This is a genomic window from Aquimarina algiphila (assembly GCF_947494415.1).
GTDB classification, from domain to species: Bacteria; Bacteroidota; Bacteroidia; order Flavobacteriales; family Flavobacteriaceae; genus Aquimarina; species Aquimarina algiphila.
In genome coordinates this window covers 801,782-815,094 of the sequence record NZ_CANLVC010000006.1, presented here as the reverse complement: position 1 = coordinate 815,094, position 13,313 = coordinate 801,782, and the positions used below count along the sequence as shown (strand labels likewise).

General features: G+C 33.4%; 8 protein-coding genes. All 8 read right to left on the bottom strand.

The window, feature by feature from the left end; all coding sequences use genetic code 11:
* The 8 genes from PQF96_RS12805 to PQF96_RS12770 all read right to left on the bottom strand — a co-directional run bounded on the left by PQF96_RS12805 (position 1) and on the right by PQF96_RS12770 (position 13,305).
* Positions 1-2,379 (bottom strand): PSD1 and planctomycete cytochrome C domain-containing protein, encoded by a 2,379-nt coding sequence (locus PQF96_RS12805; protein WP_271766599.1) that lies wholly within the window; start codon positions 2,377-2,379, stop codon positions 1-3.
* Positions 2,380-2,428: 49 nt separating this feature from the next.
* Positions 2,429-3,436 (bottom strand): isoaspartyl peptidase/L-asparaginase family protein, encoded by a 1,008-nt coding sequence (locus PQF96_RS12800; RefSeq protein WP_408629607.1) that lies wholly within the window; start codon positions 3,434-3,436, stop codon positions 2,429-2,431.
* 2 nt (positions 3,437-3,438) lie between these two features.
* Complete coding sequence (locus PQF96_RS12795) at positions 3,439-5,697, bottom strand: GH92 family glycosyl hydrolase (protein WP_408629606.1); 2,259 nt, start codon at positions 5,695-5,697, stop codon at positions 3,439-3,441.
* Positions 5,698-5,735: 38 nt separating this feature from the next.
* Positions 5,736-6,842, bottom strand: coding sequence for a glycoside hydrolase family 10 protein (locus tag PQF96_RS12790; RefSeq protein ID WP_271766597.1), 1,107 nt, complete (start codon positions 6,840-6,842; stop codon positions 5,736-5,738).
* 1 nt (position 6,843) lies between these two features.
* A complete protein-coding gene (locus PQF96_RS12785) occupies positions 6,844-7,941 on the bottom strand; it encodes a carbohydrate-binding family 9-like protein (RefSeq protein ID WP_271766595.1) in 1,098 nt (365 codons plus the stop codon).
* Between the two features lies 1 nt (position 7,942).
* Positions 7,943-8,899, bottom strand: coding sequence for a glycoside hydrolase family 130 protein (locus tag PQF96_RS12780; RefSeq protein ID WP_271767079.1), 957 nt, complete (start codon positions 8,897-8,899; stop codon positions 7,943-7,945).
* Positions 8,900-8,979: 80 nt separating this feature from the next.
* Entirely contained in the window at positions 8,980-11,415 is a 2,436-nt protein-coding gene (locus tag PQF96_RS12775; RefSeq protein WP_271766594.1) for a T9SS type A sorting domain-containing protein, read from the bottom strand.
* A gap of 72 nt (positions 11,416-11,487) precedes the next feature.
* Positions 11,488-13,305, bottom strand: a complete 1,818-nt coding sequence (locus tag PQF96_RS12770) for a sodium:solute symporter family protein (RefSeq protein ID WP_271766593.1) — start codon at positions 13,303-13,305, stop codon at positions 11,488-11,490.
* Positions 13,306-13,313: the final 8 nt, after the last annotated feature.

The window sequence follows — 13,313 nt, the reverse complement described above, 5'->3', positions numbered from 1 at the left end:
TTAACTTTTAGTGATAGTTTCATCCAAATTGAATAACAAACTAGCCAAAGCAGTATATGCTTTAAGTTCTCTAGGTTGAATATTTTCAGGAACATCTAATGTGTTTGTTACCGTAGGATCAATATTTTCTGTTTCCTGTTTAACATATCCTTGTCTTTGTTCATTAAGATATTCTGATAATTTATCTAGTTCTACCTCATCAGGGCTTCTAGATGTAATTTTTTTGAAAAGAGCTCCAATTTTTTGTTTTTCATCAGATGCATCATTCTCTAGTACCCCAATAGCCATAACTGTTGCTGCTTCGATAAACTGAGGATCGTTCATTAACACTAATGCTTGGAGAGGTGTGCTTGTCTTTTGCCTTTGTACGGTGCAGAAGTCTCTGGAAGCCGCATCAAAAGTAAGCATAGACGGAGGAGGAACAGTACGTTTCCAGAACGTATATAAGCTTCTTCTGTATAATCCTTCTCCTTTATCTGCAATATATTCTGTAAGACCAACTCCAGATGTAGTTTCTGCCCATAACCCTGGAGGCTGATATGGTTTTACACTAGGTCCGCCAATCTTTTTTACCAACAATCCACTTACTGCCAAAGCATTATCTCTAATTGCTTCTGCTGGCAACTTATACCTTGATCCTCTAGCTAATAGTTTATTTTCAGGATCTTTTTCTAATAACTCTGGTGTAATTTTAGAATTTTGTTGATAGGTCGCTGATAATGCCATTTTTTTAAGCATACTTTTTATATCCCAACCTTCTTCTTTAAATGTGACAGATAACCAATCTAATAACTCAGGATGTGTTGGAAGGGCTCCCTGGTTTCCAAAATCATCGGCAGTCGCAACAATACCAGTACCAAACATTTGTTGCCATAAGCGATTAACCATCACTCTAGCAGTTAATGGATTATTATCATCAAAAAACCATTCTGCCAGTCCAAGTCTATCTTGAGAATATTGATCAGAAAAAGGCAGTACTTGTTCTGGGAGTGTATAAGGCACCTCTTCTCCCGGTGCATCATAAAGACCTCGATTTAATACTCTATTTTTACGTATTCCTTTCTCATCTTTCATTACCATTAATTTTACTTCACTTATTGAATCAGGAATATTAACAAAAGGTAACTTTGTTTTAATAATCTTTTGATCTAAAGTAACATAAGGTTCCGGAATTTCTCCATAATCTATTTGTCCCTTCTCCTTTAACTGATTAAAAAAACTATACATTCCATAAAATTCTTTTTGAGACAGAGGATCATATTTATGATCATGACAACGGGCACATTCCATAGTAAGTCCCATAAAGGCTTTGGCGGTAGTATTGGTCCTATCCATTACATACTCTACACGATATTCTTCATCAATCACTCCTCCTTCTTGAGTAATCTTATGATTTCTATTAAATCCTGATGCTACAATTTGTTCTAAGGTTGCATTATCTATCTGATCTCCTGCTAATTGCCATTTTACAAATTGATCATAAGGTAAATTTTCATTAAAGGCATGAATTACCCAATCTCTCCAGGGCCACATTACACGTTCTAAATCATCCTGATATCCATGTGTATCTGCATATCTGGAAACTTCCATCCAATCTAAAGCCATGCGCTCTCCATAAGCTTTAGAATTTAGTAATCTGTCTATTACTTTCTCGAATGCATTGGATGAAGTATCATTTATAAAATGATCAATTTCTGCCGTGGTAGGAGGTAAACCTGTAAGGTCAAAAGAGACTCGTCTTATTAATCTTTCTTTAGTAGCTATCTTAGAAGGGGTAAGATCTTCTATCTCTAATCGTTTAAGAATAAATCTATCTATTTCATTATTGCCCCATTTTGTATTAACGACTTTTGGTAATGATGGTTTTTGAGGAATTTTAAATGACCAGTGAGAATCCCATTGTGCCCCATCCTCTATCCATTTTTTTAGAATTTCTTTTTCATATTCGCTTAACAATAAATTAGAATCAGCTGGAGGCATTAATTTATGAGTATCCTCAGCATATATTCTTTTAATCATTTCACTATTCTCAAGATCTCCTGGTTTAGCTGCAAATCTATCTTTGTTTTCTCCAAGTGGTATATACGCACCATCTTTTGTATCAAAACGAAGTCCTGCTTCTCGAGAACCTTCATCAGGACCGTGACAAGCATAACACTTATCTGATAATATAGGTTTTACATGAAAACTATAGCTAATTGTCTCTGGTAATTTTTGTTTTGTCTCCTTATCAGAATCTTTCTGCTTTGAATTAGTAGTATTACTTTTATCCTCTGATAATAATACGTATTCTTCTTTTTGACTTGAAATCATCCATTTTATAAAAACCGCTATTATAAAAGAAATCAAAAAATATAATACAACATGTTTCTTTTTCATCTGTTCAACTTTTAAATTAAGACTTATATCATATTATGGATACTAAATTCTATTTCATTTTAAATTCAGCATCCCTTAATTCATTATTTACTGTAGCATTTTTAATTGCAAAATTAAACCCTGGACGTAGGCAATAAGAGCCATATTCTCCATTTTTGTTTAATGCTATAAACCCTACTTGTAAATATTCTAGATCTGCATGGTTTTTATGCACTTTATAAATTCGTTCTACAACTTCTTTACAAGCGTCGTAAGGAGATTTTCCTTGACGCATTAACTCAACCACCATGGCACTTCCGGCTGTTCTTATTACAGCTTCTCCTAAGCCCGTTGCCGCAGCTGCTCCTACTTCATTATCAAGAAACAATCCTGCACCAATAATGGGAGAATCTCCCACTCTACCATGCATTTTCCAGGCCGCTCCACTCGTGGTACATGCTCCTGATAAATTACCGTCTTCATCCAACGCCAGCATACTAATTGTATCGTGATTCTCAATATTAATTATTGGTTTATAATTGGTTTTTTGTAACCATTCTTCATATGCTTTTTTTGATTCTGGCGTAAGTAATTCTTCTTTTTCAAATCCTTGTTCTAAGGCAAATTGTAATGCCCCATCTCCTGTTAACATGATATGCGGAGTTTCCTCCATTACTTTACGAGCTACAGAAATTGGGTGTTTAATATGCTGTAAGAAAGAAACAGCACCACAATTACTATTATAATCCATAATACAAGCATCTAGAGTAACATTACCTTCTCTATCAGGAAAACCTCCTAAGCCTACAGTTTGTATTTCTGGGTTTGCTTCTGCTGTGCGTACGCCTTGCTCCACAGCATCAAGGGCTTTACCACCTACACTTAATATCTTCCAAGCTTCTTCATTAGCAGGAACTCCATGATTCCAGGTAGAAATTACAACAGGTTTTATCACCTCTATAACAATCTCACTTTTCTCATTGCTTTGCTGTTCCTTAATATTGTTTTTGGTATTACAACTCCATAGGGTTATTACTAAAAACAGAATCAAGTATTGATATATGAAGGTTCTCATCATAATTAATATATTTTATTTAATTCAGGTAATTTAAAATTCATAAATACTGAGTCATTTGGGATATCACTCATTTCAAATTCTAAAAGTCCACCATTCATAATAGTCTTATGCCTAATGAATAGTTTTTCATAGGGTTCTCCATTAAGTATAATTCTATTTATATATTTATTTTTATCTGAAAGATTTTTGGCCTTAATTTTAAAAACTTTTTGTTCTGGTAATTCTATTTCTGTACTTTCAAAAAGCGGTGAAGAAAAAAGATATACTCCTTGAGCTGGATTTACAGGATATAATCCCAGAGCGCTAAAAATATACCAGGATGACATTTGTCCACAATCTTCATTTCCACAATGTCCATTGGGTTCATTCTTATATTGCTCTTCCAAAATTTTACGAGTAAGCTCTTGTGTTTTTGAAGGACGATTCACATAATTATATAAATACGCTACATGATGACTTGGTTCATTTCCATGTGCATATTGACCTATCATTCCTGTACTAAATATTGGTAGTTTATCGGTTGATTCTGGATAATAAGAAAACATAGAATCCAATTTTTGGGTAAATCTTACAGCACCACCTGTTTTTTTAATTAATCCATCTATATCCTGAGGAACAAACCAATAATATTGCCAAGCATTACTCTCGCAGAAATAAGGTGTATATTCTTTAGGGACAAAAGGTTCTATAAAATTTCCTTCAATATTTTTTGGTTGTAACCAGGATCTTTTATCATTGTATAGGTTTTTCCAATTTTCTGAGCGATTCATGAAATATTTATAATCCTCTTCTTTTCCAAGATCTTTTGCAAACATTGCGATACACCAATCATCATAAGCATATTCCATGGTCTTTGAAACTGACCAGTTTTCATGGTGTTCATCAACCGGAATATATCCTAAATCCTTGTATATATCAATTTGCCTATCATTGACCATCGCACTTTCTTTACATGCATTATATGCTTGTTCAATATCAAATGTAAATCCTTTAAAATATGCATCTACAATCACAGGAACTGCATGATATCCAATCATCATATTGGTTTCATTACCTTGCATAGACCATACAGGCAAGATTCCTGTTTCTTTATAATGTGCTAATAAAGATCGTATCATATCTGGCACACGTTTTGGCTGAATAATTGTATATAATGGGTGTGCCGCTCTAAATGTGTCCCATAAAGAAAAGGTGTCATAACGATCAAACCCTTTTGCATTCACAATGGTATCGTTTGCACCTTTATAATCTCCATTAGGGTCGCTCAACAATGTTGGTGCCAGCATAGATTGATACATCATCGTATAAAAAATACTTTTCTTGTCTTTATCAGATGTCGTAATCTTTATTTTATTTAACTCGTTTTCCCAAATTGCTTTTGCTTTTTTCTTATAAGTATCAAAATCAAAATTGGAGGTCTCTTTTGATATTGATTGTTGTGCTCCTTCAAAACTTGCCGTGGAGATTCCTGTTTTTAGAACTATTTGCTCTCCTTCTGTAGTAGTATATTGCAATACTATTCTAGTTTTTTTGCCTCGTACAGGAAGGGTTGTGGGATTATCATCCTTAAATACAGAATATCTCCTAAATGGTTTTGAAAACTGTATTACAAAGTATATTCTCTGATCTTTTGCCCAACCTGTCGACATACGATATCCTTGTAAGGTCGAATCATTTACTTTTTCAATATAGGTATCTGTAGGATCGTCCCAATTTATCGCATACTCAAGATCTACATGTATTGCAGTAGCTGCATCTTCTGGAAATGTATATCGATGTATCCCTACCCTATTTGTTGCAGTCAATTCTGCTTTGATATCATAATCTAATAAATCTACGGTGTAATACCCTGGGGATGCATCTTCTTTATTATGATTGTATTTGGAAAATGGTTTGTAGTTATTCTCTTTTATTCGTTCTGAAAATCTACTATTCGTAGGCATTACCAGGATATCATATAAATCTCCTGCTCCTGTACCAGTGAGATGTGTGTGAGAAAAACCACTAATAATAGCATCTTTATAATAATATCCTGCTATTCTATCCCAGCCAGGGATTCCAATATCTGGACTCAATTGTACCATCCCAAATGGAAGTGTTGCACCAGGATACGTATTCCCTGGTCCGTCTGTACCGATAAATGGATTTACATAATCGACTACTGATGATTCTTCAGGGAAATCAATCTTTTCTTTAGCCTCTTCTTTACAGGACCAAAGGAGCAGTATTAAAACGATATATGTAAAATCCATTTTTCTCATTCTGACAATGAATTAGACCATACTTAGTCTATGTAAAATTATTGCTTAGAAGCTTTTATCACTTCGAATTGTTCTTCGGTAATTGCATTTCCATCAAAAAATGATATTCCTGAAGCTCCATTATCTTTAGCTAATTGAATTGCTTTGGCAACATCTTCTGCACTCATCGGAGGTAAATATATCCCAGTATGTAGTTTAGTTTCTTTTCCTTCAAGATCCTTTACACCTTGTCTTGTTGCAAAACCAATCCAATCTACTTCTTCATTATAAAAATTATGATATATCATGGGTAACACTTCATCTACATGCCATTTATCCCAACGTTGCCTTACCATATGGTCTGCCATTTCTGGATATGGAAATACAGCTGAGGTTAATTTTTTATTGTATTTATGAGCAATTTCATATGCCTCATCAACTACTCTTTTTACTTGATTAAGTCTAAACTGTTTCCATTCAATATCTATAGCTATATTACTAGCATCTTTAGGGTTTTTATGATGCTCTTTCTGGAATGTATCAATACACACATCACAATAGCAAAAGTCAAATTCTGGTAATTCTTCATCTTGAACTAAATCATATTTTGGCAGTAACCCTATAGGTAAAAATATATCTGGATACCTAATATAATCTATATGTACACTTGTAACTCCCTCTACTTTAGCCAAACCTTCTACAAGACTTAAAACATGATCTCTGGATTCTTTTCTGGTAGGACATAACCACTGATAATAATCGACATAAGGCCGTGTATCATAACACGATTTTCCTTCTCTACTTACTGCATACCATTCGGGGTGTTGAAGTGCTATTTTATCTCCAGGTCTATTCATTGTAAACATCCAGGCATGAACTTCTAATCCTTCTTTTGTGGCCAATGGAGTGATCTTTCTCAACACTTCTGCATCGGTCTCGGTATTAATCAGAACTGCGTCTATTCCATTTTCTTTATACTTTTTAAATTCAGTCTTATACTCTTCTTCAGATTTTTCAGCATTAGCAGTAATCCAAGTCCAATATTTAAAAGGTGTTATATCAACCTTAGTTTCTAATTCATTAACAGTTTCTTCTTTTTTCTCTTCTGACACACAGCTTAAAAGAATAAGTGCAATACACATTGAAATATTTTTGATCATTCGCATATCAATCTAATTTTTGAACAATTTCACCATCTTCTCTTATAATAAACAAGCGCTTTGTAAAAGGACTAATCACAGTAATATTAAAACCAGTTTGATGGTTTTCTATTGTTCGGATAACTCTATTCCCTTCTATTTTAGAATCATCATCAGATAATTCTGAAAATTTAGTTGCCCAGCGATTATTTTTTTTATGATACTCTTTTTGTTTTCTATACAAGCGATATAAGATTTGTTTTACTTTTTCATCTTCAGGTATTTTAAACTTATCTTCTTCTCCTGCTTTTTTTGAAGAAAAATATACATATCCCCAATCTTCTGGACGATGCATATTAATCACTCCCATAGGTGACCATACCCAGTTATATTCATGTTCGATTTTTCCTTTATCATTCTCTTTTCGAGAATATTTATTATTCTGAAGTTGAAAATTCCAATTTACTCTTGAAAAATTCACTCTCCAGAATTGATCCTTAGGAACATTTTTATGAAAATATGATGTTTTAAATGCATCAAAAGGAATTGCTATTTCAATAGACCAACCTTTATCAGTATCATTAGCATTATTGATCGTACCATGAACTTTTACTGAGGATTTAAATCCATTGGCATCCCAATCATTAAGTACAGGACTACCCTCTCTATATGGTTTTGTTATAAACAAATCCCAAAGTGTATTTAATGCATTTATCTCAAACTCATAATAATTATGTGTGTCATTATCTGGATCTATAAAAATTTCAAAATCATTATTATGGAAAATAATAGTGTCTTTTTGCTTTAAGTTTCCCCATACATGAGGCTCTTCCATTTCTGCAAAAAAGTATACATGAGTATCATCCCATAACATTTTTACTGATGTATTGTATTTAGGCACCTTATTTCCTTCTATATCGATAAATAGGTCTGTTGGCTTTACTTTTTTCCATGATTCTTCTGACGCTACTCCATCAATAATCATTGATTCTGTTATATGGTATGCAGTATATGTCTTTGGTAATGTTTGAGCACTGCCGACAATTGCAATAAAAAAGATCAATAAAATGCTCAATCCTTTATGCATTACCCCTAATATAAAATACTGATCACCGTTCTTAATCACTTTATAATGTATTTTCTTTAGTAAACTTAATAATTTCACTTATTCTTCCAAATGCTAATGCTACAACTGTATCTGCCGCACCGTAATAAATTGCTACTTTATCTTGTTCTATATCTTGTATTGTGGCACAAGGGAATATTACATTAGGAACATCTCCTACCTGTTCATAAGAAACAGAGGGAGTTAAAAGGTATGGTTTTGTTCTATATTTTACGATATCAGGATTGTCTTCATCCAAAATAGCTGCTCCCATAGCATATCTAAACCCATTACACGTATTAATAACACCATGATAAAACATTAACCATCCTTCTTCTGTTAAAAAAGGTACAGATCCTGCTCCTATCTTTGTACATTGCCACGCACTATCTTCAAAAGGAGTTGCCTGCATCACATTTCTATGTTCTCCCCAATATTTCATATCTGGGCTGTAGCTAATAAAAATATCTCCAAAAGGCGTGTGTCCATTATCACTTGGGCGGCTTAACATTGCATATTTGTTATTAATTTTCTTAGGAAATAATACTCCATTTCGATTAAATGGTAAAAATGCATTTTCACATTGAAAAAATTCCTTAAAATCAAAGGTATATGCGATCCCTATAGTTGGTCCATAATATCCATTACACCATGTAATCCAATATCTATCTTCTATAAAAGTCACACGAGGATCATACTTATAATCAGAATCAATCATTTTGGTATTTCCTTCTTCCATAATAATAGGATCATGGTTTATTTCCCAATCGATTCCGTTTTTACTAAATCCTGCAAAAATATTCATCTGCACCGCCTTATTATCACATCTAAAAACTCCAGCAAATCCATTATTAAAAGGAACAACAGCGCTATTAAAAACACTATTGGATACAGGTATTGCATCTCTTTGTATTATTGGGTTTTTGGTATATCTCCAAATAACATCATTACTTCCTATAGGTCTATCCTGCCAGGGCATTTGATTTTTCACACTTTTGTTTTTATAGTTAGTACTACCGTTGTTTAAGATACATTTCAAACAACAGTAGTACAATAGGTTTAATTTTTAATTAATTTATATAAAATTATTTCTTTATCACTTTCAAGTTTCATTATAAATAAGCCTTTTTCTAATTTTTCGAGTGCAGTAAATTCGGAAATATTCTTTTTTGAATCTATACTTTTTTCTGCAAGTAATTGTCCAGAAATACTATAGATTTTCACACTCGTAAAATCATGGTTTTTAGGTAATTTTAACTTCAGTTGATCGGTAAACGGATTTGGATAAACATTCAAATTATTATTTGGGTTTTTAGTTGGTTCATCATCTAATTCATTTATAATTGTCTTAGCAGAGGAACTTACAGCTATTCTTGCACTGGAATTTTCATATACTCTAATATTCTTAAAAGAACTATTATTACCACTTCCGCCATCATTATCATTGACTAGTATCAAACTCATTGCATTCCCTGTATAAAAATTTCCTATCGGAATTGTATAAGTTTTAAACTCAGAACCTGTATAGTTATCATAATCTTGGATACCCCAATTTTGAGTTCCATGTACCTTAAAAATTCTATTGCTACTTAATGAATTATCTTCATCAAACCCAATTCCATGAATTTCACCTTCTATGGTGCTTTTAAATTGAAACTCAATAACCGTATTGGACGTTATCGAGTACGTATTTGTAGAACGTTTCCACGTATTATTTACCAAACGAGCAGTATCTCCATTATCTTCAACAAAACTGGTTCCGTCTGCATCCTGATTCGAATATGAAACTAATGTAATTGTATTGAAATCTATACAATCAGTACATCCTGTAGGAGGATTAGACGTTCCTGCTGGACCAAGAAGTTCTATCTCACATACCTGAGTCATACTAATATTAGCTTTATTCTTAGTTATATTTATTCGGTAATAGGTATATGCTGTAGTATTTGTAAAGCTAAATTCTTTACGTTCAAAACGGTTTACCCAAGTCTGTCCTGACCAACTATTTAATGTTGTCCAATTCGTTCCATTATTTGACCCTTGTATATCAAAATTATTAGGATCTCTATCGGGTACATCATTTGCACTGGTTAGGGTAATTTTATTTACAACAACTGCTGCTGGTAATTGAATTTGAATCCAACTTGGGTTCGAAGTACTAGGAACGCCTCCATTATCCAGCCATTTACTCCAATTGATATTCTGTGTACCATTTATAAACAAATTATCAAATGCTTTGTCTGCACTTTCTGCAGTGTTAATTTGTGCCCTGGCGGTTATTATACCTGTTCCTACTGGATCTGTATGATCTACGGTAGTTGATGTTCCTGTGGTAAAACTCCAAGTTGCACCGGTAGTTGTTCCTAATGAGTTTACTTCATCTATTCTCCAATAATAAGTAGTAGCAGTATTTAATGTTCCTGGGGTATACGATGTATTTGATTGATTTCCTTTAAAATCTCCTGATCCTAACGAAGAGCTTGTTCCAAAATAAACATCATGAGAATTAGCTCCAGCACCAGCAGACCATCCAAGAGAGCTATTTGTACTAATATTTGATGTTCCATTAGAAGGATTAGGTGAATTGGCTACTCCTGGAACACTCCCCGGAGAAAGTGCATTATTAATCGCTCCTGCATAAGCGGCAACAGATGGACTACTATCAAAATCATCATAGATCCACATAAAGCCTCCTGTAATACCACAGTTATTTTGCCAGGAATTCATTCTACTTTCTACAGTAGACACACTAGATTGTCCGGATCCTCCCCATAAACCAGGAAAAACAGGTATTCCAAAATCCCAAGTCGATGAGCAAGGATTATTTCCGCTACCTCCTGCATAACATTGTAAATAATTTCTATCAATATTACCTGGATATGCCGCATTTACTTCACTTACTAAAGTACTCCAAAAGGTACTATTACGATAAGGAACTATTGCATTTTTATATCCCAACCCTGCTAACATTTTTGTAAATGCTACAGCGGATGGTGCATGATATGTAACTTCATCATCATTGTTAAAAGCATCTATCCCAGGAATCGCAGCTTTTAAAGCTTCAAAATTTTTATAGAGAGTTGTTCCCGGTCCAAAACCCTCTGAATTATGAAAATTCTGAACTGCTTCAAAAGTTCCTGAACCCGCTGCTGCAAGTCCAAATTCTACTCGATTGATAGATGTTGGTGCTGTTTTTAATAATGCTATATCTGCAGGAAAATTAGGATAGGACTGATTTCCTACATATACTCCATTTTGAACTAATGGAAACTCTCCATTAAATCCAAGGTCTCCATTGGATTCTATATGAATTGTCCATACAATTACCGTTGTAAATCCAGAATTTCGTAATTCACTAATTGAAGAATTTCTATTGTTATAAATTGGCCCTCCCGCATATATCGCAGACTCTTGTCCAATAAGCTGGGTAGTACTTACAATCACTAATAATAACAGTGATAATAGATATTGAAAAATACGTTTGTGTGTTTTCATAATATATTATTTGGTTAATTGATTTAAAAAATCTCTTACTAAATTTTACATCCAGATTTTAACCTTACTCCCTTATTTTTTTATCTTATTATACCATGTTTGTTTTAAAATTACAGTCGTTATAATCATTAAGACAACTACTATACTTAACTGATAATATTCTTTGATTAGAAGATATATTGGAATCAGCACAAAGGTCATTTGCCAAACAATTCCTATCACACAGTTAAAAGTATCTTTCCAAAAATCATTATTTGCTTTAAATGTTGAATCTTCTTTTTTTAATTCCTTATAAACCGGTTTCCAGAACCCCCATGGTTTTGTTGTTTTATAGAAATTTTTTAATACGTCCATGTCATCAGGCTTACCTATAAATACTCCCAAAAAACATCCTACAAAAGAAATAAACAATACTATTGGGAATAGATAAATATCTGATGTTTCAGGAAAAAAACCAGGAACAATAGAAGCAGCAATAAGACCTGCCAACATTCCTCCAAAATACCCATAAGAATTAAAGCGCCACCAAATCCATTTCAGCATATTTGCTGCCGCATAACCTCCATATAAAGCAGAAGTTAACCATATTGTAAGTGTATTAATTGATGATGCAAAAAAACCAAATATCAAACCTATAATTACTATTAAAATAGAAGATAGATAACTGAATCTTATATAGGTTTTGCTAGTAGCATCTGGTTTTATATATTTTTTGTAAATATCATTGACCAAATATGCTGGTGCAGCATTTATAAAAGCTGCAAATGTTCCCATAAACGCGGCTAATAACCCTGCAAGTAACAATCCTTTTAAACCGACAGGCACAAAACGTTGAATGGCCAATGGTAATATTGTTTCAAAATCAATCCCAGTTCCTTCTTGTAATTCTGGACCTAGGTACACTAATCCTAAAATTGCAAAACCTGTAATCATTAGATATCGCGGAATGGAAAGTACCACTATTGTTAATCCACTCATTTTTGAAGCTTCCGCTTCGTTTTTTGTAGACAAAATTCGCTGCATATCATAACTTGGTACTGGACCAGCAAGACTTGCAAAAATTCCTTTGAAAATCATCATCATAAATAAAAATCCAAAAAGAGAAAAACCATCTTCTTCAATCTTAGAATTAACGCTATCGATATACCCTGTCCAATCCAAATCCAAGTCCATTCCAAAAAATAAGTCTTTCCAGTTTTCTGGAACAGCAGTTGTTATTTGCTCTGCAGTTACAGAAGTAAAAGCAATATATCCTATAACCAAACAAGAAATAGTCATGATAACAAACTGAATTACTTCTGTGCCTACCACACTATACATACCTCCTTTTAAAGTATAAAGTGTAGTAATCACAATAATAATAAGAGCGTATGCCTGCTCTGAAGAAATCAGGATTGATCCAATATTAAATGATAGATCCCATGGAAAAAATATGGTTGCAAATTTTCCTATTCCCTCAAAAAAATACGCTATAAATCCTAAAGTACTTATGATGGCAAACACAGTCACAATAATATGTGACAGACGTGCTCCTAAATCTGTTCCGAATCTATATGTTATCCATTGAGCCCCTGTCATTACATTAGATCTTCTTAACCAGGCTGCCAGAAAAACCATAATAAAAACTTGATTCCATACCGGCCATATCCAAGGTAACCAAGCACTTTTAAGTCCATACACAAACATCGCTGTAACTGCCCACATCGTTCCAGAAATATCAAACATTCCAGAAGCATTAGACAATCCCAAATAATACCAGGGGATTTCGTTTCCTCCCAAGAAGTAAGATTTCATGTCTTTTGATGCTTTCTTAGAAACATAAAATCCAAAAAGAAGTGTAATGCATATATAACATAAAATTATTATAATATCGATGGTTGCTAGGTTCATTCAAAGTA

Bases quoted from the DNA above. Each gene is read 5' to 3' on its own strand.
- PQF96_RS12800 (WP_408629607.1), bottom strand. From the start codon at position 3,436: ATGATGAGAACCTTCATATATCAATACTTGATTCTGTTTTTAGTAATA.
- PQF96_RS12775 (WP_271766594.1), bottom strand. From the start codon at position 11,415: ATGAAAACACACAAACGTATTTTTCAATATCTATTATCACTGTTATTA.
- PQF96_RS12780 (WP_271767079.1), bottom strand. From the start codon at position 8,899: ATGCCCTGGCAGGATAGACCTATAGGAAGTAATGATGTTATTTGGAGA.
- PQF96_RS12805 (WP_271766599.1), bottom strand. From the start codon at position 2,379: ATGAAAAAGAAACATGTTGTATTATATTTTTTGATTTCTTTTATAATA.
- PQF96_RS12790 (WP_271766597.1), bottom strand. From the start codon at position 6,842: ATGCGAATGATCAAAAATATTTCAATGTGTATTGCACTTATTCTTTTA.
- PQF96_RS12770 (WP_271766593.1), bottom strand. From the start codon at position 13,305: ATGAACCTAGCAACCATCGATATTATAATAATTTTATGTTATATATGC.
- PQF96_RS12795 (WP_408629606.1), bottom strand. From the start codon at position 5,697: ATGAGAAAAATGGATTTTACATATATCGTTTTAATACTGCTCCTTTGG.